Raw genomic sequence first — 26,293 nt, 5'->3', positions numbered from 1 at the left:
GGCGGGCTCCGTTCCGGTCTCGGACGAGGAGAGACTGTCTCGACGTCTGTCGAATCAGACAGTTGCACGCTGATTAGATGTCTGTCAACCTAGACTGATGTCGAAACAAGCGGCCGTGGACGTGCTGTGCTGTCCGCCCCTGTCCGAACGGCGTGTGCCGGCCGAGACCGCCGCCGCGCTCGCCCCCGCGTTCAAGGCCCTCGGCGACCCGGTCCGCCTGCAGCTCATGTCGATGATCGCCTCCGCCGAGGGCGGCGAGATCTGCGTCTGCGACCTCACCCCCGCGTTCGACCTGACCGGCCCGACCATCTCGCACCACCTCAGGACGCTGCGCGAGGCCGGGCTCGTCGACGCCGAGCGTCGCGGCACCTGGGTCTACTACCGCGCCCGGCCGACGGTTCTGCACCAACTCGCCGCACTGCTCACCGTCGTCCCGACCGAGGCAGGCCCCGCTCCCGCCGCCCGGTCGGAATGCTCGTGAGCACCGCCATCCGCCAGGCCGACCCGGCCGCGAGCGCCGTCGTCGGTCGCCTCTCCCGACTCGACCGGTTCCTGCCGGTCTGGATCGGGCTGGCCATGGTCGTCGGGCTGCTGCTCGGCCGCCTGATCCCCGGGCTCGACGACGCGCTGGAGGCGGTGGCGGTCGGCGGTATCTCGCTGCCGATCGCGATCGGCCTGCTGGTCATGATGTATCCGGTGCTGGCGAAGGTCCGCTACGACCGGCTCGACACCGTGACCGGCGACCGCCGCCTGCTGGTCTCGTCGCTGGTCCTCAACTGGCTGGTCGGCCCGGCCGTGATGTTCGCCCTGGCCTGGGTGTTCCTGGCTGACCAGCCCGCGTACCGCACCGGGTTGATCATTGTCGGCCTCGCCCGCTGCATCGCCATGGTCGTCATCTGGAACGACCTCGCGTGCGGCGACCGCGAGGCCGCGGCGGTCCTGGTCGCGCTCAACTCCGTCTTCCAGGTCCTCGCCTTCGGCCTGCTCGGCTGGTTCTACCTGTCGGTGCTGCCCGGCTGGCTCGGGTTGCCGGGCGCCGAGTTGCGCGTCTCGGTCTGGGAGATCGCCCGCAACGTGCTCATCTTCCTCGGCATCCCGCTGCTGGCCGGTTACCTCACCCGCCGCCTCGGCGAGCGCGCCCGGGGTCGCGAGTGGTACGAATCCCGCCTCCTGCCCCGCGTCGGCCCCGCCGCCCTGTACGGGCTGCTGTTCACCATCGTGATCCTGTTCGCCCTTCAGGGCGACGCCATCATCGGCCGGCCGTTCGACGTCGCCCGTATCGCCCTGCCGCTGCTGGTGTACTTCGCGCTGATGTGGGCCGGTTCCTACGCTCTCGGCCGGGCGCTCGACCTCGGCTACGCGCGCACGACCACCCTCGCGTTCACCGCCGCCGGCAACAACTTCGAACTCGCCATCGCCGTCGCGATCGGCACCTTCGGCGTGGCCTCCGGTCAGGCGCTGGCCGGGGTCGTCGGGCCGCTGATCGAGGTGCCCGTACTGGTCGGCCTCGTCCACGTCTCGCTCTGGGCACGCCGCCGCTTCTTCACCCCACCCCTTGACCGAGAGGCGTCACGATGAGCGACAAACCCAGCGTCCTGTTCGTCTGCGTCCACAACGCCGGCCGCTCCCAGATGGCCGCCGGCTGGCTGCGCCACCTCGCCGGCGACACCGTCGAGGTTCGCTCGGCCGGCTCCGCCCCGGCCGAGACGATCAACCCCGCCGCCGTCCAGGCCATGCGCGAGGTCGGCATCGACATCACCGACCAGACCCCCACCCTCCTGGAGTACGCCACCGCGGAGTCCTCCGACGTCATCGTGACCATGGGCTGCGGCGACGCCTGCCCGGTCTTTCCCGGCAAGCGCTACGAGGACTGGAAGCTCGACGACCCGGCCGGCAGGGGCGTCGACGCCGTCCGTCCGATCCGCGACGACATCCGGACCCGGGTCGAGCAGCTCGTCGCCGATCTGGCCGCCCTCGGCTGAGCACGGACGAGGCCGGCACACGCCACCGCCGGCCGGCACCACGACGGGACTCACCGACGGCAACGGCGTCCACATAGATGTGATGTATCGGCTCAGCGGCACCGGTGCGGCCAGACTGAGCCGACGTCGGCCATCGGGGCGAACATCTAATCTTCATCGGGCCCCGGCCGATGTTCACGACAACCACCCGGCCCCGGCCGGGGCGGTGCCGGCCGACGCGGCCCGCAGCGCGGCAGAGCAGGTCGACCGCCCTGCGGGAGGGTCGGCAAGCAGCGCCGGTGTCACACGGAACCCGTCGCGCCCTCGCCGTGTCGATCCGTCCATCCGGCCGGGCGGACGCCCCGGCGGGCGAGGAACGGACGCGGTCACCGGACGCCGCCAGAGAGCGTAAAACATTAGATCTATATTGGCACGGGTCGATCGATGTCGTTGACGCAGCCGATCGAGCCTCCGTATACTCCAAATGATCATCAGATCTTTAGCCTAGTCGGGCGAGGAGCGCATGCCGCAGATCACTGGCGTCACCGTCGAGGACGTCCGCTTCCCCACCTCGCTGACCGCTGACGGGTCCGACGCCATGAACAAGGACGGCGACTACTCGGCGGCCTACGTCATCCTGCACACCGACGGCCTCGACAGCGCCGGCGCACCGCTCGCCGGTCACGGCCTCACCTTCACCATCGGCCGGGGCAACGACATCGTCGTCGCGGCGGCGGTGCACCAGGCCCACCGCCTGGTGGGCATGGACGTGACGACGATGGCCGCCGACATGGGGGCCGTCTACCGCCTGCTCACCTCCGACTCCCAGCTGCGCTGGCTCGGGCCGGAGAAGGGCGTCATCCACCTGTCGCTGGCGGCCGTGCTGAACGCGGCCTGGGATCTGGCCGCGCGACTCGCGGACAAGCCGCTGTGGCGGCTGCTCACCGACATGTCCCCCGAGCAACTCGTCGACATCGCCGACCTGCGCTACCTGTCCGACGCGCTGACCCGGGACGAGGCACTGGCCATCCTGCGCGCCAAGCAGAGCACGAAGACCGACCGTCTGGCCGAGCTGGCGCGCACCGGCTACCCGGCCTACACCACCTCGGCGGGCTGGCTCGGCTACGGCGACGACAAGCTGCGCCGGCTGTGCCAGGAGGCCGTCGACTCCGGCTACGGCTACGTCAAGCTCAAGGTCGGCGCCGACCTCGACGACGACATCCGGCGGTGCCGGATCGCCCGGGAGATCCTCGGCCCGCAGCGCAACCTGATGATCGACGCCAACCAGGTGTGGGACGTCGACCAGGCCATCGAGTGGGTCAAGGCCCTCGCCCAGTTCTCACCACTGTGGATCGAGGAACCGACCAGCCCGGACGACATCCTGGGCCACGCGGCCGTACGCCGTGCCGTCGCTCCTGTCGGCGTCGCCACCGGCGAGCACTGCCACAACCGGGTGATGTTCAAGCAGCTGTTCCAGGCCGAGGCCATCGACTTCTGCCAGTTGGACACCGGCCGGCTGGCCAGCATCAACGAGATCGTCGCCGTGCTGCTGCTCGCCGCGAAGTTCGACGTCCCGGTGTGCCCGCACGCCGGCGGTGTCGGGCTCTGTGAGATGGTCCAACACGTGTCGGTGCTCGACTACGTCGCCATCTCAGGGGATCTCACCGGCCGCGTGACCGAGTTCGTCGACCATCTGCACGAGCACTTCACCGACCCGTGTGTCGTCCGGGACACCGGCTGGGGCAGCGGTTACGTTCTGCCCGGCACGCCCGGCTACTCCACCCGGATGCACCCCGAGTCGATCGCGCGGTACCGGTTCCCCGACGGCCTCTACTGGGCCGCGACAGACCCGGCTACGGTGTCATCTCCGGAGCCGTACGTGATCGCGGGTGGGACGGCCACCCCCGCCGGCCGCTAGGAGGTGTCATGTCCCGCACCGACGAAGTGGTGAACGGCATCAAGCGGATGATCCTGGAAGGGACGTTCAAGCCCGGGGATCGGCTGCCCATCGAGAAGGACCTCGCCGAGTCCCTCGGCGTCTCGCGGGGATCGCTGCGCGAGGGGATGTCGGCGCTGTCGATCCTCGGCATCGTCAACATCCGCCAGGGCGACGGCACGTACGTCACCAACCTCGACGCGCCGCAGCTGCTTGCCCCGATGGGCTTCGTCGTCGACTTCCAGGGCCAGGGCGACGGGCGGCACATCCACACCGTCCGCCGCCTGCTGGAGTGCGAGGCCGCCCGGTTGGCGGCGACCAGGATCACCGACGAGGCCCTCGCCCAGGCCGGGGAGCTGCTCGACGAGGCAGCCCGGATCGCCGGTCGGTCGCCGCAGGACCATGAGCGGATCATGGAAATCGACATCGCGTTCCACCGGATCATCGCCGCACACGCCGACAACCCGGTGCTCATCGGCCTGATCGAGGCGTTCGCCGGGCGCACCCTGCGCGGGCGACTCTGGCGGAGCCTGCACGAGGAGGGCGCGGACCGGCGTACCCACGACGAGCACGTGGCGATCCTCAAGGCCCTCCGGGCGCGCGACCCGGAGCGGGCCCGCACCCGGATGGCCAACCACCTGATCGGTGTGGAGGAGTCGCTACAGGGGTTGCCCGACGAGGGTGAGACGGGCGTCGACGCGCAGGCGCAGTGATCGCCCGCCCGCTCCGCGCGCCAACGGAACCGATGCCGGCCCCTCGCGCTCGGTCACGGGCGGGCGATCGCCCTCACCGCTCGTCCCGCTCCGCGCCGGTGCTCCCGGTCATCGCCGCGACCAGGTCGTCGGTGGTGACCTCGTCGGCACGCAGCCGCGCCGCCCGTCGGCCCAGGCGCAGCACCTCCACCCGGTCGGCGATCTCGAGCACCTGCGGCATGTTGTGGCTGACCAGCACCACCGACATGCCAGCGTCACGGGCCCGGCGGACGACGTCGAGCACCCGCCCGGTCTGCACGACGCCCAACGCCGCGGTCGGCTCGTCGAGGATGACCACGTTCGTCGCCCAGATGATCGCCCGCGCCACCGCCACGCACTGCCGCTGCCCACCGGACAGCATCGCGATCGGCGTGGTGACCCGGGGAATCCGCACACCCAGCTCGGCGAGCGCCGCGGCGGCCCCCTGCCGCATGGCGCGCTTGTCGAGAAGCCCCAGCCGGCCGAGCGGCCCGGAGCGCAGGATCTCCCGCCCGAGGTAGAGGTTGGCGGCGACGCTGAGATCGTCGGCGACCGCGAGATCCTGGTAGACGGTCTCCACTCCCGCGCGCCGGGCGTCCACCGGCGTCGCGAAGTGGACGGGACGACCGCCCACCCGGATCTCACCCTCGTCGGGCGGGTGCACACCGGACAGCGTCTTGATCAGCGTGCTCTTTCCGGCGCCGTTGTCGCCGATGAGGGCGACGACCTCGCCCTTGTGGACGGTGAAGTCCGCGCCACGCAGCGCCTCGACGTGGCCGAACCGCTTGACGATGCCACGGGCTTCGAGCACCGGCGGTTCGTCGGCGGCCGGCTGGTCGGTCTCGACGGTGGTCGTCGGGGCGGCGTCCATCACTGCACCGGAGGGTTGGCGCAGCTGGGCTCGAGCACCGCCTTGATCTCCGCCGAGTCGATGTTCTTCTTGGTGACGAACGTGACGCCGGTGTCGGCCGACGCCAGCGGCGCCTTGTCCCGAAGGTGCTTGACCATCTTGTCGACGCCGAAGTAGCCCATCTTGAACGGGTTCTGCACGACCAGCGCCGAGATCTGACCGCTGCGCAGCCCCGCGATCTCGTCGGGGGCGGCGTCCCAACCGATGATGACCACCTTGCCGGACTTGCCGGCCGCCTGGATGGCCTGCGCGGCGCCGAGCACGCTCGGCTCGTTGGCCGCGAAGATGCCGGCGAGGTTGGGGTTCGCGGTCAGGATGTTCTCGGTCACCCGCCGCGCCTCGTTGACGTCACTGCGGCTGGGCTGCTGCCCGACCAGCTTGAGGTTGGGGAACTGCGCGAGGCCGGCCTTGAAGCCGTCGACCCGCTCGGTGTTGGTCTGCGAGCCGGGTTGGAACTCCACAAGCGCCACGTCGTGGTTGCCGGGGCCCAGTTCGGTGGCGAGCAGTTTGGCCGCCTCGACGGCCGACGCCTTGTTGTCGGTGGCGAAGAGCGGCACGCTCGACGGCTGGGGGCTGGTGCCCGAGTCGATCATCGCGACCGGGATGTCGGCGCCGAGCGCCTGGTCGGTGGCCGGCGCCAACGCCCGGGAGTCGGTGGCCGCGTAGACGATGCCGTCGACCTTCTTGGTGACGAAGTTCTGGATCAGGTTGACCTGGCCCTCGACGTCCGTCTCGGTCGTCACCCCGTCCCACTGGACCGTGACGTCGCCGGCGCGCTGCGCGGCGCACTCGGCGCCCGCCTTCACCGTGTTCCAGTAGTCGGCCCCGACAGCCTTCGGCACGACGGCGAGCTTCAGCGGCCCGGCCGCGTCCTTGGTCGCGCCGTCGCCTCCGTCGCGGACCTCGACTCCGCCGCACGCGCTGAGCAGAGCGGTCGCCGCGGCGACGGCGACGATGACCTGTGCGCGCAGAAGACGCCCTCGTGGCCGTCGGCTGGTGGTGGTGTGTGACATGGTGTGCGTCCTTCCTCTGTCGAACTCCGGGAACGGCATGTCAGCCCCGTGACTCCAGCCGCCGACGGCGGTACTGGTCGAAGTAGACGGCGGCCCAGATGATCAGGCCGACGATCACCTGCTGGTAGTGGATGCTGATGTCGAGCAGGACGGCGCCGTTGCGGACCAGGGCGATGAGGAAGGCGCCGATGATGGTCCCGACGATCCGGCCCTGCCCTCCGAACAGGCTGGCGCCGCCGATGACCGCGGCGGCGATGACGTCGAGTTCCAGCGATATGCCGTAGTTCGGCTGGCCGGAGTTGACCCGGGAGGCGGCGATCATGCCACCCAGACCGACCAGCACACCCGCCAGGACGTACACGTACGTCAGGTGGCGGCCGACCCCGATGCCGGAGCGGCGGGCGGCTTCCAGGTTGGACCCCATGGCGTAGGTGTACTGCCCGAAGCGGGTCTGCGAGAGCAGAAACGCGACCCCGACGGCGACCACCGCGGTGATCACCACAGCGAACGGGATACCGATGATCTCGCCGTTGCCGAGCAGCTGGAACGATCGGGGCAGACCGTAGACGCCGACCGCCCCGGTGATGATGAAGACCAGGCCCCGGCCGACCGACATCGTCCCCAGCGTCGCGATGAACGGGGGTATCCGGGCGACGGTCACCAGCAGCCCGTTGAGCAGCCCGGCCAGGGCACCGACACCGATCGCGACCGCCGTCGCCGCCAGGAGCGGGAAACCCAGGTCACGGACGACCATCGCTCCCGCCACTCCGGCGAGCGCGGCGACCGAGCCGACCGACAGGTCGATGCCCCGGGTGATGATGACCATCGTCTGCGCGGCGGCGATGATGGCGATCACAGCGGTCTGCGCGCCGATGTTGAACAGGTTGTCGGCCGTCAGGAAGTAGGGACTGGCGAAACTCAACGCGATGAACAGGACGACGAGCGCGGTGGCCGCGGTGAACTCACTGAGCGCGTGCGAGATGCGCTCCCGCAACCAGTCGTTGAGCGCGCCGCCCTGGGGCTCCGCAGTCGCCTCGGCCGCACTCATCGCCGGGCCCGGCTCTCGTCCACTGTGTCCCCGGCTCGACACGCGTCCCCGCCGGTGATCGACGCATTCCTCAGCAACCGGACCTCCCCAGGACGTCACACACGGGCCACTCCCCGCAGCGCCTGCGCGATAGATCGGATGTTTCCTGCGATCAGGCGTTACCTTCCCACGGTCACACTCATGTTGCCAAGGTCTTACAGGCATGTTGTGGCATCGTTATGCACGCGTCGCGCACCATACGTCCGACCAAAAAAGCGTTGCTGGCAAAGGGCTGCGGCGAACGCCCTTCGTCCACCATCGACCCGCCGTCGCATCAGGCCAGTGTTAGCGGTAACGCCTGGAACTCGCCGCGCGGGCGTCATAGCCGGAGAGGCTCGCTGCCCGGCCATCGCTCACCTTGAGCATGTTATCGATAACATGCTATGTTCCGCCACGGAGTCGAGGGCACGTCCCTCCCGCTCGGAGTCACCGGCACCTCGAAGGGCATCGGGTCCCGCGACCCGGTCGACGGTCGGTGACCTGTCCGAGCCACACCTGTCCGGCGTACGCCGTGTTCCCGCGTCCGCGCACGCGGTCGCTCCGTCATGACGTCCGCCCTCAGGCATCGCCGTTGGCGACCTGTCGCACCGTCCCCGGGCCCGCCCACATCCACCCCGAGCGGTTTCCCACGGGCAGCCCACCGCCGGTCTGGCAGCGACCCTCGACTCCGGCCGCCACCACCTCGAAAGGCAGGACCATGGACAAGATCCCCGACGAACGCGCACCGCGGCCCCGGATCCGGGGCCGTCGGGTGCTGATGCCGCTCGCGGCCACCCTCGCGGCGGTCGCCGCGACGGTGGCGGTGACCTCCGCCGCCAACGCCGGCACCACTCTGGGTGCCTCGGCGGCCGAGAAGGGCCGTTACTACGGTGCGGCGGTACCCGCCTTCAAGCTGTCCGACAGCCAGTTCGCCACCATCGTGAACCGGGAGTTCAACCAGCTCACTCCCGAGAACGAGATGAAGTGGGACGCCACCGAGCCGCAGCAGGGTCGGTTCAGCTACAGCGGCGGGGACCAGATCGTCGCCCACGCCCAGTCGCACGGCATGATCGTCCGCGGCCACACGCTGCTGTGGTACCAGCAGCAGCCGGGTTGGGCGCAGAGCATGTCCGGCACCGCGCTGCGCAACGCCGCGATCAATCACGTCACGCAGGTCGCCACCCACTACCGCGGCAAGATCTACGCCTGGGACGTGGTGAACGAGGCGTTCGCCGACGGTGGCGGCGGCGGTCGGCGGGACTCGAACCTTCAGCGCACCGGCAACGACTGGATCGAGGCGGCGTTCCGCGCCGCCCGCGCCGCCGACCCGGGCGCGAAGCTCTGCTACAACGACTACAACACCGACGGGATCAACGCGAAGTCCACCGGCATCTACAACATGGTGCGCGACTTCAAGTCCCGCGGCGTGCCCATCGACTGCGTCGGCTTCCAGTCCCACCTGGGCACCTCGGTGCCCAGTGACTACCAGGCCAACCTGCAGCGCTTCGCCGACCTCGGCGTCGACGTGCAGATCACCGAGCTGGACATCACCCAGGGCTCCAACCAGGCCAACGCCTACGCCCAGGTCACGCGGGCCTGCCTGGCCATTCCCCGCTGCACCGGCATCACGGTGTGGGGTGTCCGGGACAGCGACTCGTGGCGCGGCAACGACAACCCCCTGCTGTTCGACCGCTCGGGCAACAAGAAGGCGGCGTACACCTCGGTCCTCAATGCCCTGAACTCCGGCGGAACCCCCACCCCGACCACCCCGCCGCCGACGACCCCGCCGCCCACCACCCCGCCGCCGACCACTCCGCCGCCGACCACTCCGCCGCCCACGACCCCGCCGCCGACCGGTGCCGGATGCTCGGCCTCGGTGTCGCTGAACTCCTGGAACGGCGGCTTCGTCGCCACCGTCAAGGTCACCGCCGGTTCGACGGCCCTGCGGGGTTGGACGGTCCGGATCACGCTGCCCTCGGGCACCGCAGTCACCAACACCTGGAGCGCGCAGGCCAGCGGCTCGTCGGGCACTGTGGACTTCCGCAACGTCGACTACAACGGCCAGGTCGGCGCGGGAGCCAGCACCGAGTTCGGCTTCCAGGGCACCGGTGCCAGCCCGTCCGGCACCCCCACCTGCACCGCGAGCTGATCCGTCCCCTCTCAGCTCACCACCCCGGCACCCCCGGGGCGTCGCGGACGTGCCGCGCGCCCCGGGGGTGCCGTACTACCAGAAGATCAGATGGACGGCGTACGGACGCCTGGCCGTCCTGCTCCCGGGCCAGCGCCAGCGGGCCGGCCAGGCGTCGTCGACGTCGCCGCGCCACCGCCCGTACGCCAAGAAGCAGGAGCAGCAGCGCGAGGTGCACCCACGGCGGGGCCCAGGTGGTGACCGCGACGGACGTCCGGCGCAGGTCGGCGCCTGCTCACACCCGAGTCCTCTGGACCACCCTGGCAACCAGGGCCTCCGCGACGTCACGCACCTTGCGGGCCCCGATCCTGCTCGTACTGCCGCTCGTCCAGCTCGCGGGCCAGATCGCCGGTGAACGCGGCGGTCCAACCCGCGCGATTCCGGACCAGGGTGACCGAGACCTCCCTGGCGCCGGGAACGCTCCGGTTGGCCAGCGTGGCCACCCGGCGCAGCATGTCGTCGAGGCTGATCTCGTCGAGTCTGATCCGGCTCAACTCGGCCAGCGCCTGCGCGGGATCCACCGTCGGCTCGGTCATCGCCGACGTCCGTGTCGGCCGGCACCCGCCGGCAGGTGGGAGTCGCGCACAGTCGGTCACCCCGTCGGATCGTGGCGGCATCTCGCTGCGTGGCCGCCGTCGACGTCCTGCCTACCCCGTGCGGCGCCGACTCACACCGCAGCCGGCCGGCTCAGGCGTCCAGGCTGGAGCGGACGGCAGCGGTCAACCGGTTGGCGCGCTCGTCGCCCGCGGAGTACATCTGGTTGACCACGTAGCCGAACCCCACCTCGTGGTGCGCGTCGGCGAAGGCGAGGTTTCCTCCGGCGCCGTCGTGGCCGAAGCTGCGCTCCCCGAGCAGCGGCCGCGCCGGCGGAGAGTGCAGCAGAAAGCCGCTGCCCCAGCGCTGGCCGGTGTCGGGCGGGCCGTGTCGCTGCTGACCCTGGGAGCGGACGACGACCGCGTCGTCCACCGACGCCCCGGTGAGCAGGGGGCCACCCCGCAGGTCGGACACGCAGGCCGCGTAGAGCCGCGCCAGGCCGTCCGCGGTGCTCACCGCGCCCGCGCCCGGGACGCCGGCGGCCTGGATGGCGGGGTCGTTGAAGCTGACCAGACCGTCGGCGTCGGCGGGGAAGGCGAACGCGCCACCCATGGTGATGCCCCGTTCGGCGACCGGGTCGACGAACGGATCGGCGTCCGGCGGTGGCGCCAGATCCCAGGCGACGGTGTCGCGCTCGCTGGCGGGGAGCCCGAGCCAGGTCCGCAGTCCCAGCGGCCGCGCGAGGGTGTCGTGGAAGTACGCGCCGGGCAGCTGGCCGGTGACGCGGTGGATGACCTCGCCGACGAGCCACCCGTAGGTCATCGAGTGGTAGCTGTGCGCGGTGCCCGGCTGCCACAGCGGCGTCTGCGCCTCGATCGCCGCGACGACCGGGTCCCAGGCGAGCACCTCGTCGAGGGTCAGGGGCCGGTCCAGGGCCGGCAGGCCGGCCTGGTGGGTGAGCAGCCAGCGTACGGGGATGTCCGCCTTGCCGTGCTGACCGAACTCCGGCCAGTAGCGCGTCACGGGCGCGTCGAGGTCCAGCCACCCCTGCTGCGCCAGCAGGTACGCGCAGATCGCCAGGATTCCCTTGGTGCAGGAGAAGACGACGGCCGGCGTGTGCGCCGTCCAGGGCCGTCCGGTGCGGGTGTCGGCCAGCCCGCCGTACAGGTCGACGACCTTGCGGCCCCGCACGTAGAGGGTGACCGCGGCGCCGACCTCGCCCCGGGAGGTGAAGTTGTCGCGGAACGCGTCGGCGACGCGCCCGTAGCGTTCGTCGACGTCGCCGTGGATCTGCGTGGCCACTGCCTATCCCTTCAGTGAGCCCTGGATCAGGGCCTTGATGAACTGTCGCTGGAAGATCAGGAACACGATGAGGGTAGGGGTGAGGATCAGTAGCGAACCAGCGCACAGCAGCACCAGGTCGGTGCCCCACTGGCCCTGGAAAGCACCGAGCGCCCCGGCCATCGTGCGTTTGGTGGCGTCGTCGACGAGGACGATCGCGAGCAGGAACTGGTTCCACGTCCACAGGAACATCAGGATCGTCAGCGACGCGATGGCCGGTCGGGCGAGCGGCACCTGGACCCGCCAGAACAGCTGCCAGGTGCTGCTGCCGTCCACCCGGGCGGCCTCGGACAGCTCGACCGGCACGTTGGTGAAGTGGGCACGCATCCAGAACACCGCGAACGGCATGTAGAGGCCGATCAGCGGCAGGATGATGGCCCACCGGGTGTTGAGCAGCCCGAGGTCCTGCATCTGGTAGTAGAGCGGGGTGACCACGGCCTCGAACGGCAGGGTGAGTCCGAGCAGCAGCAGGCCGAAGACGAGCCGGCCGCCGGGCACCCGCAACTGGCCCAGCCCGAAGCCGGCCATGGTGGCGATGAGCACCGACACCGGTACGACGCCTGCCACGATGAGCAGACTGGAGCGCAGCAGCGCGCCCATGTTGGCGGCGGTGAACGCGTCGGCGAAGTTTCCCCACTGCGGGTCGGACGGCCAGGCCAGCCCGTCGGGTACGGTGCCGCGCGGTTGCAGGGCGGCCGAGAGCATGCTCACGAACGGCAGCAAGGTGACGAGGATCAGGGCGATCAGGAAGACTCGCCCGGTCACCTGCTCACGTCGGCTCAGGTTCACGGCTTCTCCTTGCGGGTCAGTCGCTGGATCGGCAGCACGAACGCCAGCACCAGCAGCATGAGCACGACGGCGAGCGCCGAGGCCAGCCCGACCTGACGCTGCGAGAAGGCGAGGCGGTAGATCTCCAGGCCGGGAACGGTGGTCTGCAGACCCGGGCCTCCGCTGGTCGAGATGTAGACGATGTCGAAGCTCGCCAGGGCGGCGATGATCGTGACGGTGAGGCAGACCCCGATCTCCTGGCGCAGGCTGGGCAGGGTCACCGCGAGGAACTCACGGACCGGCCCCGCGCCGTCCAGCCGGGCGGCCTCGTAGAGCGCCGGGTCGATCTTGCTCATGCCGGTGACCAGCAGAATCGTGCAGAGACCGAGCAGGACCCAGGCGCCGATCACCCCGACGGCGGGCAGCGCCGTGTCGAAGTCGCCGAGCCACGCGCGGGCGAGGCCACCCAACCCGAGCGCGCGCAACACCTGGTTGACCAGCCCGTTGGTCGAGAGCAGCCAACTCCACGCGATGCCAGCCGCGACGAGTGGGATGACCTGTGGCAGGAACAGGATCGTCCGGACGACCGTCCCGAACGCGCCGGTGGTGATCCGGCGGACCATGCTCGCCACCAGCAGCCCGAACGCGACCGGGATGAAACTGAAGAAGACGATCAGGATGATCGCGTTGGAGATGATCTTCAGCAGGTCGCTGTCGGTGAACACGGTGACGTAGTTGTCCAGGCCCGCCCAGCGGGCGACGCCGATCCCGTTCCAGTCGTAGAACGAGTACTGGACGGTCAGGGCGAGGGGGCGCAGGACGAAGACCGCGTACATCAGCAGGGCGGGCAGGACGTACAACCAGCCGGTCCCGGCCGCGCGGGCCCACCGGCGTCGGTGGGCCCGCGTGGACGTGGAACGGGCGGGACGACCCGTCGGCGACACCTGGTCGTCCCGCCCGGTTGGTGCGCTGCCGAGGGCAGACGTCATCGGGACAGTTCCTTCGCGTACTCGGCCTGGACCGCCTTCACGTATCCCTCGGGCGTCTGCTGGCCGGCGACCAGCTTCTGCATCTCCGGCGTGATCGCGGCGGCGAAGATGCCGCCGGTCGCGTTGGCGGTGAAGTCCACCGCGCCGTTCTCGGCCCCGAGCTGCTGCGCCGCCTTGAGGGTCTCGGCCAGCACCGTGTTCGGGGCGGCGGCCGGCACCGGCAGGTCGCTCGGGCCGCCCGGGCTGGAACCGCCGACCGTCACGGCGATCTCCCGCGCCTTGGCGTTGGTGTGGACCCAGTTCAGGAAGTACGCGGCGGTGTCCGGGTTCTTGGCCTTCGCGGAGACGCCGAAGGTGTTGGGGGCGGACATCGCGACGTGCTTGGCGCCGGCAGCCTCGCCGGGGAACAGGAAGAAGCCCACGTTGCCGGGCATCGCCTTGTCCAGGTTCGCCGACTCCCAGTCGCCGTTGAACATGAACAGGCCGTTGCCCTTCTGGAACTGCCCGACCATGCCCGCGTAGTCCAGGGCGTTGGCGTCCTTCGGGAAGTAGCCGGCCTGGGCCCACTTCTGGATGGTCTGGGTGGCCTTCAGCGCGGCCGGGGTGTCGAAGGTGGCCCCCGGCTTCTGGAAGATCCAGTCGGCGACCTGGGCCGGGTCACCGAACTGGTTCTGCAGCGCCTGGTGCGGGAAGTTGATGCCCGCGGTGTTCTTGTTGAACTGCATGATCGGCTGGACCCCGCTGGTCTTCGCCTTCGCCAGCAGCTGCTCGAACTCGGCGACCGTGGCCGGCGGCTGGGTCATGCCGACCTGGCTGGCCAGCTTCTTGTTGTAGAAGACGCCGGTGACGCTGTAGCCGAGCCCCATGCCGTAGAGCGAGCCGGTGCCCCGGGTGTTGTCGCCGACGCGCAACTGCATGAGCTGCGAGGCCGGGAACTTGTCCCAGCCGTACGCGCTGACGTACGGGTCGAGGTTCTTGAGCAGGTCGTCCTTCACCAGGTCGACCATCGTGGGGAGCCGGATGATGTCGGGCGCGTTGTCCGAGGCCATGACGCGCGGCGCGTTCTCCACGATCACCGTGAACTGGTCCTCGCGGATGGCGAACGTGACGTTCGGGTGCTGCTTGGTGAACTCGTCGGCGAGCGCCTTGGCCAGCGGGAAGCCGGTCTCCGCGTACATCTCCAGCTTGATCGGCGCGGTGCCCAGGTCGGTCTTGACCGCGGCGTCGGGCCCGGCGGTCGACGACCGGTCGGCTCCCGGAGCGCTGCACGCCGTCGCGGCGAGCCCGATCACCAGCAGCGGCGCGAGGATGACCGCTCTGCGTCGCGGGCTTTTCGTCAGCAATTCTGCCATTTAATGACTCCTAGATTCCTCCGCGCGTCCCGCGGCTCAGGGCCGCGCGACGGCTCCACCGGGACCACCGCGACCGGCTGAACAGCCACGACAGGTACGTCGTGGCGGTCGCCCGGCCGCAGCAGACGTTCCGGCCACCGTTGACCCTCAGCACGGCGGCCGACGACGTCTCCAGACGCGCCAAAAGTGGTCGCTAAACTGATTTAGCAGAGCATGCGCGTGACGCGGGAGGCTGTCAAGGACAACCTGGCAACGGTCCGGAAACATCGACTTCACACGACGCCCGACCCGACCGGGGCCAGAGTCCGGGCGCCGACGCATCATGATGGGCAGGAGCGGGGCCCGTGGCACCGCGCCTGATTCGGAGGACTGATGGGCCGCAACAGAGCAACCCTGGCCGACGTCGCGCGGCGAGCCGGGCTGTCCAAGACCGCCGCGTCGATGGTGCTCAACGGCAGGGAGGGCACGCGGCTCTCGGCCGAGGCACACCAGCGCGTGTTCGCCGCCGCCGAGGAGCTGGGCTACCGTCCCAACCTCGCGGCGCGCAGCCTGCGTACCCGCAAGACCGCGACCATCGCGTTCGTCTCCGACATCGTCGCCACCACCCGCTTCGCCGGCGGTCTCATCCGCGGCGCGCTCGACGCGGCCCGCGAGCGTGACCACGTGCTGCTCATCACCGAGACGCAGGGTGACGCCACGTTCGAGCAGTACGCCATCGAGGCCATGCTCGACCGACAGGTCGACGGAGTGATCTACGCCGCCATGGCCACCCGGCGACTGACGGTGCCCCCGGCCATCCTCGGCGGCCCGGTGGTGCTGCTCAACGCCACCAGCGCCGACGGCCTGCCCTGCGTCCTTCCCGACGACGACCGGGCCGGTCGCTCCGTCGCCACCGCCCTGTTGGAGCACGGCCACCGCGACGCCATCGCGCTGATCGGCCGCAACCGGCTCAAGGAGGGCGACCCGGAGATCTCCCTCGCCGCCCGGGCCCGCCTGCGCGGCATCCAGCAGGCGCTGGGCGACGCGGGCGTCAGCCTCCTCGCGGAGTGCTTCTGCACCGAGTGGCTGCCCGAGCACGGCTACGCCGCCATGCGCGGGCTCCTGAGCAGGCCGTCGCGACCCAGCGCGGTCATCTGCATGAACGACCGGCTGGCCTTCGGCGCCTACCAGGCGCTCGGCGAGGCGGGCCTGAGCGTCCCGGACGACATCTCGGTGATCTCGTTCGACGACGACCCGATAGCCGCCTGGCTGCGCCCCAGCCTGGCCACCACGGCGCTGCCCCACGAGCAGATGGGGCGGCGCGCGGTCGAGCTGCTCCTCGACGGTGGCCCCGCCGAGCCGTCACTCGTCGCGATGCCGCTGCGCCGACGGCGGTCCCTCGCGCCCCCCGCCGGCTGACCCGAGCGCCCTACGACGTCGGCGGGGTCGACGCCTTCGTCAGCTAAACCGGTTTAGTGCTACGTTTCCGGCCATGCTTCGTCTAGCCGACCACTGGGTGTGGGACAGCTGGTACGCGCGGGACGACAACGGCCTCTGGCACGTGTTCTTCCTGCGCGCGTCCCGCGCCCTGCACGACCCGCACCGCCGCCACCGCCGCGCCTCGATCGGCCACGCCGTCTCGACGGACCTGCACACGTGGCGTCTGGTCGCCGACGCCGTGGTCCCCGCCGACGCGCCGGCCTGGGACGACCTCGCGACCTGGACCGGGTGCACCGTCCGCGGCCCGGACGGGCGGTGGTACCTCTACTACACCGGGGTCTCCCGCGCCGAGGACGGGCTCGTCCAACGGATCGGTCTGGCCGTCTCCGACGACCTGATCACCTGGCATCGTCACGGTTCCGGTCCGGTCGTGCAGGCCGACCCGATGTGGTACGAACTGCTCGACACCGACCTGTGGTACGAGCAGGCGTGGCGCGACCCCTGGGTGTTTCCCGACCCGGACGGCGACGGCTGGCACATGCTCATCACGGCACGCGCCAACACGGGAACGGCGGACACGCGGGGCGTCGTCGGCCACGCCACCTCCCCCGACCTGCTCACCTGGACCGTCCGACCGCCGCTGTCGACGCCGGCGGGGTTCGGTCACCTGGAGGTGCCCCAGGTCGCGGTCGTCGACGGGCAGCCCCTGCTGCTGTTCTCCACCGACGCGACCGCCAGCGCCCGACGCGACGACCACCGGATCTGGGTGGCGACCGGGCGGAGCGTCCGCGGCCCGTGGGACATCGCGGCCGCCCGGCCGGTCACCCACCCGCACCTGTACGCGCCCCGGCTGGTCCCCGGACCGGCCGACGACTGGTCGCTCATCGGCTTCCTCGACCACGTCGACGGGTCGTTCGTCGGTGAACTCACCGACCCCATTCCGGTGCGCTACGACGCGTCGACCGGGCTGACCATCCAGGCGGCGGGGACGGTCGCCGCGACCTGATCCGGAGGGCCACCTGGCCACGCCCGGGCCCGGTCGCGGCGGACGGGCGGGCGACCTGCGACGACGCAGGTCCGGGCCGGGGCGCCGCCGCCCCGGCCCGGACCTGTCGGTACTGCCGTCAGCGCTGGGTCCAGCGTTGGTTGGCGGCCCCGGTGCAGGACCAGAGGAGCACCGTGGTGCCGTTGGCGGTCCCGTTGTTGTTGACGTCGAGGCACAGGCCGGACTGCGCCCCGCTGATCGTGCCGTTCGCGTTGAGGGTCCACCGCTGGTTGGCCCCGCCGTTGCAGTCCCAGATCTGGACCTTGCTGCCCGCCGTGGCGTTGGTGGGCGCGTCCAGGCACTTGCCGAGCGACTGGAGGGTCTGCCCGTTGGCCGTCCAGCGCTGGTTGGCGGCCCCGTTGCAGTCCCAGATCACCGGCTGGGTGCCATTTGTGGTGTTGCTCTGCGGGATGTCCAGGCAGCGGCCCGAGGCGACGCTGGCCAGCGCGAAGGAGGTGGTCCCGGGCGGGGGCGTGGTCGGCGGCGGGGTGCTGGTGCCGCCGCCGCTGACCCGGTACACCACAGTGCCGTGCGCCGGGACGCTGGCGGAGATGCTGCCCGTGCTGGTGGTGGTGGCGTTGCTCCAGGCGTCCACCAGGGTGAAGGAGCTGCCGGACTTGCCGACGGCGGCGGCCGTGGTGGAGATCGTCGTCGTCGAGCCGCCCTGGTTGAACAGGGCGACGGCGACGTCACCGTTGGCCAGCCGCTTGGCGAGCACGCGGCGGGTGCCGTCGAACGAGACCTGGCTGGCCTGCAACCCGAGGGAGTCCTGGTTGATGGCGATCAGGTTCGGATTCTTGAGGATGGTCTGCGTCGCCGAGTTCATGCTGCGCACGTCGTTGCCGGCGATCAGCGGCGACGCCATGACGGCCCACATCGCGAAGTGGCTGCGCATCTCGGTGTCGTTCATGCCGCCCCGGCCGACCTCCATCATGTCCGGGTCGGTGAACGCACCCGGTCGCGCGTAGGGCGCCAGGGGGACGTTGACGTTGATGATGTTCTGGATGCCCATCGGGTAGCCGTTGGTCTGCCCGGTGTCCCACGCGTTGGTGATGTCCTCGGTGGTCCGCCAGATGTTCGCCACGTCGCCCCAGTTGCGCTGCGGACCGGTCTTGGCGTGGATGCTGTTGGGGTTGATGCTGTAGACGATCGGCCGGCCGGTCGCGGCCAGCGCGTCACGCATCTTCGCGAACGTGGTGACCTGATCGTTGATGCTGCCGTTGGGGGAGCACCAGTCGTACTTGAGGTAGTCGACGCCCCAGGCGGCGAACTGCCGGGCGTCCTGCGCCTCGTGGCCCTGACTGCCGGTCGCGCCCGGGTAGCTGTTGAAGTACTGGGCGCAGGTCTTGTCGACCGGCACCTGGTAGAGGCCGAACTTCAGCCCTCGGGCGTGCAGGTAGTCGCCGAGCGCCTTCATCCCGCTGGGGAAGCGGGTCGGGTCGCCCTGCAGGTTGCCGGAGCTGTCGCGGTTCGGGTTGAACCAGCAGTCGTCGACCACGACGTACTGGTAGCCCAGATCGCGCATGCCGTTGCTGACCATCGCATCGGCCGTCTGCCGGATCAGCCCCTCGTTGATGTTGCAACCGAACGAGTTCCAGCTGTTCCACCCCATCGGGGGTGTCCGGGCGACGCCGTTCTCCAGTGCCTGGGCCACCGGGGCGCGCAGGCCCACGAGGACGGCGGCCAGGAGCAGCCCGGCCGCCGCTGCCCGCCCCCAGTGCCGGGCTCGGACGATTCGCTTCATGCGGAAGCATCCTTTCGTGATGCCGTCCTTCAGGGACAGCCGCCCGGATGAGGCGGGCATCATGAATGTCTACGCGCCCACTGTTAGCGTTAACAGCAGACGCCGGCCATATTACGGAGCCGTTTCATCGAATTCAACTACTTCCATGTTTCGACGTGCCGCCCGTCGACGTCCAGGCGTCGACGCGACAGTGTCGCGGTCGCCGAGCGGGACCGCTAGAACTGCGCGAAGAACCGCCACACCTCGCCCTTGGTCCAGGTCGTGATGCCGCTCTCGGCGTACGTGCCGTCCACCGGCCCCGGCATGTGGCCGTTGTCGAACGCCGCCCACTGCACCGGATATCCGGCCCGGCACCCGGAGTAGGCGGTGGTGATGTGCGTACGGCTGCCCGAGGCCGGCTCCCGCGGGCTCTGCGCGGCGCAGCCGTTGGTGCGGACGAACGTGTCCCGCAACGACCGCCCCGAGGAGATGGGAAGCACCGAGTCGGTGATGCCGTGCAGACCGAAGTACGCGATGGGCTGGGTGCCGCCGCTGCACCCGCTGAGCTGGGCGCCGCTGAACACCGCCACCGCCCGGAACACGTTCGCCCGCGCACACGCCAGCGCGTAGCTCATGCCACCGCCGTAGCTGAAACCGAGCGCGAAACGCTGCGCCGTGTTGACGCAGAGGTCGCCCTCGATCAACCGGATCATGTCGTCGACGAAGGTGATGTCCTCGCCGCCGGAGTTGGCCCAGCCGTTGCCGAGGCCCTGCGGCGCGACGAGGATCGCGGTGTTGTTCGACTGCTCCTGCTGCCCGTAGTAGGACCACGGCGTCCCACTCGTTCCGCCCGAGTTGACCTCGGCCGCGGTGCCGCCCCGCCAGTGGAACGCGAAGATCAACCGATAGCGGGTGCTGCTGGAGTAGTTGGCGGGAAGCCGCAGGATGAAGCTGCGGCTCTTGCCGTTGCTCTGGATCGTGTGGGTGCCGTTGGCCAGCGTGGGGCTCTTGCCGCATCCCCCACCGGTCCCGGTGTCACCCGACACCCTGGCCAGCTGCCACTGCTGGTTGGCGCCGTTGAGGTCGGCGTACTGGACGACGTTGGCGCCATCGGCGGTCGAGGCGCCCTGGACCTCCACGGCCTTGCCGCTCTGCCGACCGATCAGCCGGACGTTTCCGGCGTCGGAGTCGGCCAGCCGGAACTGTTGGTTGGCCGCGTTGTTGTCGGTCCACTGCACGATCGCCGCCCCGTCGGCGGTCGACGCGCCGCTGACGTCGAGGACCTTGCCGGAGAGGCGCGACTTCAACCGGTAGAAGCCGCCGCCGGAATCCACGAACTGCCACTGCTGGTTGCTGCCGTTGTTGCGCGTCCACTGGGTGATCCGCGCGCCGTCGTTGGTGGCCTGGCCGTACACGTCCATCGCCTTGCCGCTGGTGCGGTTGACCAGGACGTACCAGGCGTTGGTGTCCACCGTCGCCGCCGCCGCGGGCGCCGCGTTCACCCCGACGAGGGCGCCGGCGGCGAGCAGGGTCGCCGCCACCGCGGCCAGCCCCGACCGCCAGCGACGCTTCGGTGGAGCGGCGGGATGAAGCGCACCGTTGGTTTCCATGAATTCACTCCCATGCTGGGGTACGCCCGCGGGGGCGGGCGATACCTGTTTTGGGTTAGCGTTAACACTTCTGCTGGTCGATGACCGGCAGCAAATGGCGGGCCCCGATCTGCCGGCGGCCTGCTGCCGGGGCGCCCCGGCCGGGGTGCGGCCGGCCGGGGCGAACCAGATGTCAGCTACGCAGCTGCCACTGCTGGTTGGTGCCGCCGTTGCACGCCCAGAGGATGAGCTTCGTGCCGTTCGCCGTCCCGGCGCCGTTGGCGTCCAGGCACAGACCCGACTGCGCGCCGGTGATCGTGCCGTTGGCGTTGACGTTCCACTGCTGGTTGGCCTGGCCGTTGCAGTCCCAGATCACCACGGCGGTGCCGTTGGTGGTGCCCTGACCCGAAGCGTCCAGGCACTTGGTGCCGTACACCATGAGCTGCCGGCTCGCGGTGTGGGTCCACCGCTGGTTGGCGGCGCCGCTGATGCAGTCCCAGAGCTGGGCCTGCGTCCCGTTGGTGGTGCTGGAGTTGCCGATCTCGGCGCAGCGACCCGACTGGACGCCGACAAGCTGCACGTTCTGCGGGTTGGTGCTGCCGCCGCTCTGCACGCCGGCGGCGTTGATCACCGTCTGCGCGCCGGACGGCCAACTGCCGTTCGAGACCGTGACGTTGCCGTTGACGACGTTGCCGCGGTCGCCGTTGGTCACGTTCGTGCTGCCGTTGGTCGACCAGTTGTTGGTGACCGTGAAGTTGCCCATGTTCTCGGCGTAGTAGTAGTTGGCGGTGGCCCAGGTGCCGGTGGAGGAGAACACGTTGTTGCGGGCGGTGTAGTAGCGCGAGCCCTCGTCGAAGTAGAGCCCGAACCAGCCGTTGGTCCGCAGGCAGTAGTTCTCGTTGATGGTCCCGCCCTGGTTCGCCGACAGCGTGTAGATGCAGCCGCCGTCGGTCATCTGCTGCATCACGTCGTGGATGTAGTTGCCGATGACCTGGTTGTTGGCGGCGGTGGTCGCCGTGGAGTAGCGGGGCTGGTAGTTGTAGAGACCCCGGTTGGCGTAGTGGTTGCTGCCGCCGGCGTCGTTGGCGCCCCAGCCGTACCCGACCGAGAGGCCGGTGTACGGCATGTTGTAGACCTCGTTGTGCGAGACCAGCGCGGTGTTCACGTAGGTGGTCAGGATCGAGACCACGCCGCGGTACTCCAGGCCGAGGTCGTGCACCCGGTTGTTGCTGATGGTGATGTTCCGGTTGACCATCCGCTGGTCGCTGGGGTGGTGGGCGTCGGCGCGCACGCCGCCGACCACGATGCCGCCGGCCGAGTTGCGGGCGATCTCGGAACGGGTGACAGTGATGTTGCTGGCGCCCAGGCCGACGCCGCTGGCGTGGGCGTTGGCGTCATTGCCGATACCGATGGCCGTCTGCCCCAGGTTGACGAACTGGGAGTCGCTGAAGGCGATGGTGTTGGCGGCCGAGACCTGCACGGCGGCCGGCATCTGGGCCCAGCTCGGGCGGGTGGCCTCGAACAGCGGGCAACCCTCCTGGCAGGAGGTCAACGCGTCGGACGGGCGGGCCCAGGTGCCGACGATGTGCGCGCCGGTCTGCTGGTCGGCGAAACCGTTGCTGCTGCTCGGGCCGAGCCAGCTGGTGCCGGTGAAGGTGATACCGCTGAACGAGATGTGGTGCGCGGGCGCGTCGTAGGTGCCGCCGACGTTGACCAGGGACTGCAGCTGCGGCAGTTCCACGCTGACGGAGCTCATGCTCTGCCCGGCCAGCGGGATGTAGTTGAGCTGGCCGCTGCCGGGGTTGAGATACCACTCGCCCGGCGAGTCGAGGAACTCGTACGCGTTGGCCAGGTAGAACGGGCCGGCCCGGTGCGGGCGGGACAGGGTGTCGAAGCCGAACGTGTTGTTGTTCCAGGCCGGCTGCTGCATGGTCAGGAAGTTGCCGCTGATGCTCTGCACCGGCGAGTACCGGTCGGTGAACGAGCCGACGCTCTCCACCTCGACCCGGTTCTGGTTGCCGAGGTTGTTGAGGTAGTTCAGCGCGCTGTTGCTGAACCGCATGCCCGACGTGGTGAAGGTGAAGTCGGCGCGGTTCACGGCCGTCCGCGCCCGGGTGGCGACGGCGCCGTTGACGTAGAGCTGGCGGCTGTCGAGCCCGGCGGGGACGCTGGCCCGCCAGATGTTCTTTCCGGAGTCGACGAGCGACCACCCGGTGACCGCCCGCGCGCCGCTGATCGTCGGGCGGGCCGAGGCCGCCGCCCGCCAGATCACCTGGTAGCCGTTGGTGCCGGAGTCGGCGGCGGTCAGCCGCATCGGCGAGGTGAGCCGGTACACGCCGTCGGCCAGTTCCACGACGATGTCGCCGGACATGGAGCTGTTGAGCGTCCGTACCGCTGCCTGCGCGCCGGCCAGCGAACACGGCTGGCTGGCGGAGCAGGTGCTGCCGCTGCCGGACGGGGACGCGTAGAGGGTGGTGGTCGCCGCGGAGGCCGGTGTGGCCGAGGCGGTCACGGCGACCAGAGCGGTCAGTGCCGCCGTGGCGGCGCCGGCGAAGAGCCTGCGCGCCACGGAGATGGATGAGAGGGACACGGGACGGTCTCCTGTGGTGGTGGGGGTGGGGGACGCCTCGACGAGGCGGGTTCGGAGGGTGGCGGGTGGTGGTTAGCGCTAACAACGTGGGCGTGCCGACGCCAGGTCAGGCGACGACCTTCCGTAGGTGGTGCAGGCCGTCGACGGCGAGGCGGTCCTGGGAGGGGGCCAGGGGCCGCCAGATCGACGCCGCGGTGGCGATTGTCGCGTTGTCTGCCGTGAACGACTCGATGCAGACCGCGCCCCGGTAACCGGTGCCCCGCAGGACGGAGAAGAAGCGGGGCCAGTCGAAGTGATCCGCGCCGGGCGCGCCCCGGTCGGTGCCGCTGACCTGGACGTGCTTGATGTGCGGACCGGCCAGCGCGAGGGCGGCGTAGGGGTCGGCCTCCTCGATGTTCATGTGATACGTGTCGATCATGATGCCGACGCTCGGGGGCAGGCCGTCGATCAGCTCGATCGTCTGCTCGACGGTGTTGACCACGCTCGTCTCGTAGCGGTTCAGCGCCTCGACGCCGATGCTCACGCCGCACTCGCCGGCCCGGTCGGCCACCGGCGCGAGAGCCCGCCGGAAGTCGGCGTAGCAGTCCGCCCGGGCCGCCGCCGACATCCGCCAGGTGCGTCCGACCGCCGCGTACACCGGGCCGCCGACGCAGGGCGCGCCGACCGCCGCCGCGCTCGCCACACACCCCATGAGGTACGCGACGGTCGACTCGACGACGGCCGGCGTGGCATCCACCAGGTCCCGCCCGGGCGGGGTCACCGCGCAGACCCCGGCCGCGACGAGGCCGTGCGCGGCCAGCAGGTCCCGCGTGCGGACCGGATCCCAGTCGCCGGGCTGCTCGATCGGCAGTTCGACCGCGTCGAACCCGAAGGAGGCGATCCGCGGGATCAGCCGGGCGAGGGCCTCGTCGTCGACCGGCGAGGCCCACACCCAGGGGTTGACGCCGATGGCGTACACCGCGAACCTACTTCCAGCGCTGGGGGTAGCCCGGCAGGTCGCGGCAGCCGCACATCGCGTAGTGCAGCGGCGGCATGCTCGCGTCGAGGTACTGGTCCAGGTTGTCCTGGGTGATCGTGGGCTGCGGCAGCTTCCACGGGTTGGAGACCTGGGTTCCGTCGAGAATGCTCAGCGCGGCGATGATCGGCGTCCGCCACTGGTACGTCGGGTAGGTCGGCGCGATGGCGGTGAGCTTCTTGTCCTTCCACAGCTTCAGGAAGTCGAGCTGATCCTCGCCGTTCATCGGCGGTACGGGCTTGCCAGCGTCCTGGAACGCCTCGACCGCCGCCACGGCTACCGCTCCGGCGTCCATCCAGACCCCGTCGATCGTGCCGTACCGCTGGATGTAGTCGTTCACGATCTTCTTGGTCTTGGCCGGGTCGCCGTCGGTGAACTCGACCCCGACGACGTCGACCTTCGCCTTGTCCAGGGCGATCTTCGCGGCCGACCAACGGGTCTCCAGCACGTCGACGCCGGGCAGGATGCGCAGGGCCAGCAGCTTGCCGCCGGGCTTCATCTTCTGACTGACGAACTCCGCGCCCACGTGGCCGAAGCCGTAGCCGCCCACCGGGTTGATGAAGGTCACCGGGCAGGTGGTGTTGACCCCCCGGTCGAAGACGACCACCGGAAGGCCCGCCTGGCAGGCGGCCTCGACGGCCGGGGTGAGCGTGGCGGTGGTGTTCGGCGAGACGATGAGGGCGTCGCACTTCTTGCCGAGCAGATCGTTGATGTCGGCGATCTGCTTCTGGTCCTTGCCCTCGGCGTCGACGTGCACGAACTCGCTGATCCGGCTCCGCTGCGCCTCGACCTCGGCCTGCATGGTCTTGAACCCGACCTGCCGCCAGGGGTTGTTCAGCGCCGCGTTGGAGAAGCAGATCTTGTGCTTGCCGGGCTTCTTGAACTTCGCGGTGTCCACCATCTTCGGGTTGAGCACCTGCTCCCACGGCTTGTCGGCCGGGCCCGTCGGGGCGGCGTCGAGCAGGGCCAACTCGTTGTCGTAGTCGGCCTGCACGAAGAACTTGGACTGCTCCCCGGTGCCCGACCCGGCCGCCGCGGAGGCGGTGCCCGAGGGTGACGCCGTCGGCTCGTCGGTGGCGCATCCCGCGAGCACCAGGACACTCGCCGCGGCCAGGGCGGTCATGGTTCGTCTCATCGAATCACCTTTATCTGGAGGAGGAGGAACGCAGGGACGAGACCGCCACGGCGAGCAGGATGATCACGCCCTGGACGGTCGATCTGAGGGCACCGGAGACGCCGGTGAAGTTCATCAGCGCGAAGAGCGTCTCGAGGGTCAGGGCACCGAGCATCGCCCCGACGACCGAGCCGCGGCCGCCGCCGAGGGCGACCCCACCCAGCACGACCGCGGTGATCGCGCCGAACTCCAGCCCGACGCCGGCCTGGAACGACACACCGCTGTACCCGCCCAGGAGGATCGCCGCGACCGCCGCCGCGAGGCCGCTGAGCATGAACGCGATCGTCTTGGTGCGCGCGACCCGTACGCCGCTCAGCTCGGCGGTGCGCGGATTGTCGCCGACGGCGACCAGCGTACGACCGAAGTCGGAGCGCGTCAGCACGACGGCGATCGCGGCGACGACCACCAGGACGAGCAGCGCGTACGGGATCCGGCCCAGCAGCGGCACGTCCTCGATGGACCGTCGGCCGAAGCGGCGGAACTCCTCGGAGAGCCCGCCCTTCGGAGCGCCGTCGGACCACAGGTACACGGCGCCGACGAGGATCAGGAACATGCCGAGGGTGGTGATGAAGGACGGCACCCGCAGCACCGTCGTGACCAGACCGTTGACCAGCCCGACGAGCGCGCCGCCGGCGAGCAGCAGCAGGACCACCGGCCAGGTGCGCGACGGATCGCTGTCGATGAGCCGGGCGGCGACGACGACCTGCGCCGTGACCAGGGAGCCGACCGAGAGGTCGAACTCTCCGCAGACGATCACGAAGTACTGACCGGCGGCGAGCAGGATGATCGGCGCGGAGCGCCCGAGGAACGACATCAGCGACGACGGCGCGAGGAAGTCGGGCTGGACGAACGCGACGAGGATCAGCAGAACCGCCAGGAGCGCGACGATCGGCGCGATCCCGTCGGTGCGGATCCGCAGTGGCAGCGGACGACGTTCGGCGACCCGCAT

21 protein-coding genes and 1 pseudogene are annotated in these 26,293 nt (G+C 70.2%); 8 read left to right on the top strand and 14 right to left on the bottom strand.

The window, feature by feature from the left end; translation table 11 throughout:
* Window positions 1–97 precede the first annotated feature (97 nt).
* The 5 genes from ACFYPR_RS31265 (at window position 98) to ACFYPR_RS31245 (ending at window position 4,610) form a co-directional block, all read left to right on the top strand.
* On the top strand, window positions 98–481 hold the full coding sequence (locus ACFYPR_RS31265) for a metalloregulator ArsR/SmtB family transcription factor (RefSeq protein WP_354857201.1): 384 nt from the start codon (window positions 98–100) through the stop codon (window positions 479–481).
* Window positions 478–1,578 (top strand): ACR3 family arsenite efflux transporter, encoded by a 1,101-nt coding sequence (gene arsB / locus ACFYPR_RS31260; RefSeq protein ID WP_387264185.1) that lies wholly within the window; start codon window positions 478–480, stop codon window positions 1,576–1,578. The genes ACFYPR_RS31265 and arsB overlap by 4 nt, the downstream gene beginning before the upstream one ends.
* Window positions 1,575–1,982, top strand: a complete 408-nt coding sequence (locus ACFYPR_RS31255; protein ID WP_355067455.1) for an arsenate reductase ArsC — start codon at window positions 1,575–1,577, stop codon at window positions 1,980–1,982. Before arsB ends, ACFYPR_RS31255 begins: the two co-directional genes overlap by 4 nt.
* A gap of 502 nt (window positions 1,983–2,484) precedes the next feature.
* Window positions 2,485–3,879 carry an enolase C-terminal domain-like protein gene (locus ACFYPR_RS31250; RefSeq protein ID WP_387264182.1) on the top strand — a complete coding sequence of 465 codons (1,395 nt, stop codon included), beginning with the start codon at window positions 2,485–2,487 and terminating at the stop codon, window positions 3,877–3,879.
* Window positions 3,880–3,887: 8 nt separating this feature from the next.
* Window positions 3,888–4,610 carry a FadR/GntR family transcriptional regulator gene (locus tag ACFYPR_RS31245; RefSeq protein ID WP_354857210.1) on the top strand — a complete coding sequence of 241 codons (723 nt, stop codon included), beginning with the start codon at window positions 3,888–3,890 and terminating at the stop codon, window positions 4,608–4,610.
* A 73-nt stretch (window positions 4,611–4,683) separates the two neighbouring features.
* Here ACFYPR_RS31245 and ACFYPR_RS31240 read toward each other — a convergent pair whose 3' ends face one another.
* From ACFYPR_RS31240 to ACFYPR_RS31230, 3 genes are read right to left on the bottom strand one after another with little or no spacing between them, the layout of a single operon-like run.
* A complete protein-coding gene (locus ACFYPR_RS31240) occupies window positions 4,684–5,499 on the bottom strand; it encodes an ATP-binding cassette domain-containing protein (protein WP_354857211.1) in 816 nt (271 codons plus the stop codon).
* Window positions 5,499–6,551 (bottom strand): ABC transporter substrate-binding protein, encoded by a 1,053-nt coding sequence (locus ACFYPR_RS31235; RefSeq protein ID WP_354857214.1) that lies wholly within the window; start codon window positions 6,549–6,551, stop codon window positions 5,499–5,501. The genes ACFYPR_RS31240 and ACFYPR_RS31235 overlap by 1 nt, the downstream gene beginning before the upstream one ends.
* A 40-nt stretch (window positions 6,552–6,591) precedes the next feature.
* The gene (locus tag ACFYPR_RS31230; protein WP_354857216.1) at window positions 6,592–7,599 is read right to left on the bottom strand and encodes an ABC transporter permease; all 1,008 of its coding nucleotides are present in this window, start codon (window positions 7,597–7,599) and stop codon (window positions 6,592–6,594) included.
* A gap of 736 nt (window positions 7,600–8,335) precedes the next feature.
* On the opposite strand from ACFYPR_RS31230, the gene ACFYPR_RS31225 reads away from it, so the two are divergent.
* The gene (locus ACFYPR_RS31225) at window positions 8,336–9,766 is read left to right on the top strand and encodes an endo-1,4-beta-xylanase (protein WP_387264179.1); all 1,431 of its coding nucleotides are present in this window, start codon (window positions 8,336–8,338) and stop codon (window positions 9,764–9,766) included.
* A gap of 323 nt (window positions 9,767–10,089) precedes the next feature.
* Here ACFYPR_RS31225 and ACFYPR_RS31220 read toward each other — a convergent pair whose 3' ends face one another.
* The 5 genes from ACFYPR_RS31220 to ACFYPR_RS31200 all read right to left on the bottom strand — a co-directional run bounded on the left by ACFYPR_RS31220 (window position 10,090) and on the right by ACFYPR_RS31200 (window position 14,789).
* Window positions 10,090–10,341 carry a hypothetical protein gene (locus ACFYPR_RS31220; protein ID WP_354857220.1) on the bottom strand — a complete coding sequence of 84 codons (252 nt, stop codon included), beginning with the start codon at window positions 10,339–10,341 and terminating at the stop codon, window positions 10,090–10,092.
* 151 nt (window positions 10,342–10,492) lie between these two features.
* Window positions 10,493–11,641: a serine hydrolase domain-containing protein gene (locus tag ACFYPR_RS31215; protein WP_387264176.1), complete on the bottom strand. Its 1,149-nt coding sequence runs from the start codon at window positions 11,639–11,641 to the stop codon at window positions 10,493–10,495.
* A 3-nt stretch (window positions 11,642–11,644) separates the two neighbouring features.
* Window positions 11,645–12,469: a carbohydrate ABC transporter permease gene (locus ACFYPR_RS31210; RefSeq protein WP_354857223.1), complete on the bottom strand. Its 825-nt coding sequence runs from the start codon at window positions 12,467–12,469 to the stop codon at window positions 11,645–11,647.
* Window positions 12,466–13,437: a carbohydrate ABC transporter permease gene (locus tag ACFYPR_RS31205; protein WP_387264173.1), complete on the bottom strand. Its 972-nt coding sequence runs from the start codon at window positions 13,435–13,437 to the stop codon at window positions 12,466–12,468. The genes ACFYPR_RS31210 and ACFYPR_RS31205 overlap by 4 nt, the downstream gene beginning before the upstream one ends.
* Complete coding sequence (locus ACFYPR_RS31200) at window positions 13,434–14,789, bottom strand: ABC transporter substrate-binding protein (RefSeq protein ID WP_387264171.1); 1,356 nt, start codon at window positions 14,787–14,789, stop codon at window positions 13,434–13,436. Before ACFYPR_RS31200 ends, ACFYPR_RS31205 begins: the two co-directional genes overlap by 4 nt.
* 372 nt (window positions 14,790–15,161) lie before the next feature.
* Between ACFYPR_RS31200 and ACFYPR_RS31195 the strand changes: the two genes are divergently transcribed.
* Both ACFYPR_RS31195 and ACFYPR_RS31190 read left to right on the top strand, forming a co-directional pair.
* On the top strand, window positions 15,162–16,187 hold the full coding sequence (locus ACFYPR_RS31195) for a LacI family DNA-binding transcriptional regulator (RefSeq protein WP_387264168.1): 1,026 nt from the start codon (window positions 15,162–15,164) through the stop codon (window positions 16,185–16,187).
* A complete protein-coding gene (locus ACFYPR_RS31190) occupies window positions 16,114–17,214 on the top strand; it encodes a family 43 glycosylhydrolase (RefSeq protein ID WP_387264165.1) in 1,101 nt (366 codons plus the stop codon). Before ACFYPR_RS31195 ends, ACFYPR_RS31190 begins: the two co-directional genes overlap by 74 nt.
* A gap of 118 nt (window positions 17,215–17,332) precedes the next feature.
* Here ACFYPR_RS31190 and ACFYPR_RS31185 read toward each other — a convergent pair whose 3' ends face one another.
* From ACFYPR_RS31185 to ACFYPR_RS31160, 6 genes and pseudogenes are all read right to left on the bottom strand, one after another.
* Window positions 17,333–18,997 (bottom strand): glycoside hydrolase family 27 protein, encoded by a 1,665-nt coding sequence (locus tag ACFYPR_RS31185; RefSeq protein WP_387264163.1) that lies wholly within the window; start codon window positions 18,995–18,997, stop codon window positions 17,333–17,335.
* Between the two features lie 218 nt (window positions 18,998–19,215).
* Window positions 19,216–20,586 (bottom strand): annotated as a pseudogene (locus ACFYPR_RS31180) (RICIN domain-containing protein); the annotation flags it as partial.
* 172 nt (window positions 20,587–20,758) lie between these two features.
* On the bottom strand, window positions 20,759–23,155 hold the full coding sequence (locus ACFYPR_RS31175; RefSeq protein WP_355136692.1) for an RICIN domain-containing protein: 2,397 nt from the start codon (window positions 23,153–23,155) through the stop codon (window positions 20,759–20,761).
* Window positions 23,156–23,261: 106 nt separating this feature from the next.
* Window positions 23,262–24,113: a sugar phosphate isomerase/epimerase family protein gene (locus tag ACFYPR_RS31170; RefSeq protein WP_355136690.1), complete on the bottom strand. Its 852-nt coding sequence runs from the start codon at window positions 24,111–24,113 to the stop codon at window positions 23,262–23,264.
* Between the two features lie 7 nt (window positions 24,114–24,120).
* A complete protein-coding gene (locus tag ACFYPR_RS31165; protein WP_354857243.1) occupies window positions 24,121–25,305 on the bottom strand; it encodes a substrate-binding domain-containing protein in 1,185 nt (394 codons plus the stop codon).
* Between the two features lie 10 nt (window positions 25,306–25,315).
* Complete coding sequence (locus ACFYPR_RS31160) at window positions 25,316–26,293, bottom strand: ABC transporter permease (protein WP_354857244.1); 978 nt, start codon at window positions 26,291–26,293, stop codon at window positions 25,316–25,318.

The sequence above is a fragment of the Micromonospora sp. NPDC005254 genome (assembly GCF_042872525.1).
Classification (GTDB): domain Bacteria; phylum Actinomycetota; class Actinomycetes; order Mycobacteriales; family Micromonosporaceae; genus Micromonospora.
The sequence above is the reverse complement of the archived record's forward strand: the minus strand, read 5'-3'. Positions and strand labels throughout refer to the sequence as shown.

Bases quoted from the DNA above. Each gene is read 5' to 3' on its own strand.
- ACFYPR_RS31250 (WP_387264182.1), top strand. From the start codon at position 2,485: ATGCCGCAGATCACTGGCGTCACCGTCGAGGACGTCCGCTTCCCCACC.
- ACFYPR_RS31225 (WP_387264179.1), top strand. From the start codon at position 8,336: ATGGACAAGATCCCCGACGAACGCGCACCGCGGCCCCGGATCCGGGGC.
- ACFYPR_RS31255 (WP_355067455.1), top strand. From the start codon at position 1,575: ATGAGCGACAAACCCAGCGTCCTGTTCGTCTGCGTCCACAACGCCGGC.
- ACFYPR_RS31230 (WP_354857216.1), bottom strand. From the start codon at position 7,599: ATGAGTGCGGCCGAGGCGACTGCGGAGCCCCAGGGCGGCGCGCTCAAC.
- ACFYPR_RS31245 (WP_354857210.1), top strand. From the start codon at position 3,888: ATGTCCCGCACCGACGAAGTGGTGAACGGCATCAAGCGGATGATCCTG.
- ACFYPR_RS31235 (WP_354857214.1), bottom strand. From the start codon at position 6,551: ATGTCACACACCACCACCAGCCGACGGCCACGAGGGCGTCTTCTGCGC.
- ACFYPR_RS31160 (WP_354857244.1), bottom strand. From the start codon at position 26,293: ATGCGGGTCGCCGAACGTCGTCCGCTGCCACTGCGGATCCGCACCGAC.
- ACFYPR_RS31205 (WP_387264173.1), bottom strand. From the start codon at position 13,437: ATGACGTCTGCCCTCGGCAGCGCACCAACCGGGCGGGACGACCAGGTG.
- ACFYPR_RS31265 (WP_354857201.1), top strand. From the start codon at position 98: ATGTCGAAACAAGCGGCCGTGGACGTGCTGTGCTGTCCGCCCCTGTCC.
- ACFYPR_RS31185 (WP_387264163.1), bottom strand. From the start codon at position 18,997: ATGAAGCGAATCGTCCGAGCCCGGCACTGGGGGCGGGCAGCGGCGGCC.
- ACFYPR_RS31220 (WP_354857220.1), bottom strand. From the start codon at position 10,341: ATGACCGAGCCGACGGTGGATCCCGCGCAGGCGCTGGCCGAGTTGAGC.
- ACFYPR_RS31240 (WP_354857211.1), bottom strand. From the start codon at position 5,499: ATGGACGCCGCCCCGACGACCACCGTCGAGACCGACCAGCCGGCCGCC.
- ACFYPR_RS31200 (WP_387264171.1), bottom strand. From the start codon at position 14,789: ATGGCAGAATTGCTGACGAAAAGCCCGCGACGCAGAGCGGTCATCCTC.
- ACFYPR_RS31195 (WP_387264168.1), top strand. From the start codon at position 15,162: ATGGGCCGCAACAGAGCAACCCTGGCCGACGTCGCGCGGCGAGCCGGG.
- ACFYPR_RS31165 (WP_354857243.1), bottom strand. From the start codon at position 25,305: ATGAGACGAACCATGACCGCCCTGGCCGCGGCGAGTGTCCTGGTGCTC.